This window comes from Oleiphilus sp. HI0132, assembly GCF_001635845.1.
Genome location: NZ_LWGJ01001503.1, coordinates 1 through 892, shown reverse-complemented (window position 1 = coordinate 892; position 892 = coordinate 1). Strand labels below are relative to the sequence as shown.

The 892-nt window shown below is 42.3% G+C and carries 1 protein-coding gene; it reads left to right on the top strand.

Features of this window, described 5'->3' with window-relative positions; all coding sequences use genetic code 11:
* Positions 1–188: 188 nt before the first annotated feature.
* Positions 189–892: FAD-dependent oxidoreductase (locus tag A3766_RS23185; RefSeq protein ID WP_156509068.1), on the top strand; the 704-nt coding region annotated here is incomplete at its 3' end.

The window sequence follows — 892 nt, the reverse complement described above, 5'->3', positions numbered from 1 at the left end:
ATAAGTGCTTGAATTCATTAAAACTGAGTGAATGTTCATTTATTTACATTAAGAACACAGATTTATTTTAAGACACTCAAAATTTGAGTCATAAGTGCAAAACTGTATAAAAAATAAACGATAAAGGCTGCTATTTATCACTCAAATCTTTATAATGCGCGGCTATTTTATTTGACTGGGGATGCTAGGTGGATTTCGCAAAACATTACGATGTTATTGTTATTGGTGGTGGACATGCCGGGACTGAAGCTGCTTTAGCCGCAGCGCGTCGCGGCTCATCAACCCTTCTACTTACGCATAATATCGAGACGCTGGGTCAAATGTCATGCAATCCAGCAATTGGTGGTATTGGTAAAAGTCATCTTGTTAAAGAAATCGATGCTCTAGATGGTGCTATGGCACGAGCAACCGATTTGGCGGGTATTCAATTTCGAGTGCTGAATAGCCGTAAAGGGCCAGCGGTAAGAGCTACACGCGCACAAACAGATAGAATCTTATATAAAGCCGCAATTCGAGAAACCCTGGAAAACCAGGAAAACCTGGATATTTTCCAACAATCGGCTGATGACTTGATTGTTAAAAATGACCGGGCTTGTGGCGTTGTCACCAATATGGGAGTTCGCTTCCATTCAAAGACCGTTGTTTTGACAACTGGAACCTTTTTAGGCGGTGTTATTCATATTGGTTTAGAAAACCATTCAGGTGGACGTGCGGGAGATCCACCGTCGATAGCATTGGCAAAACGCTTAAGAGAAATGCCTTTTCGTGTTGGCCGTTTAAAAACGGGTACACCGCCCCGAATTGATGCACGTTCAGTTGATTTTAGCGTAATGGACGAACAGCCAGGTGATACACCTTTACCGGTAATGTCTTATACCGGCACAGTTGAACA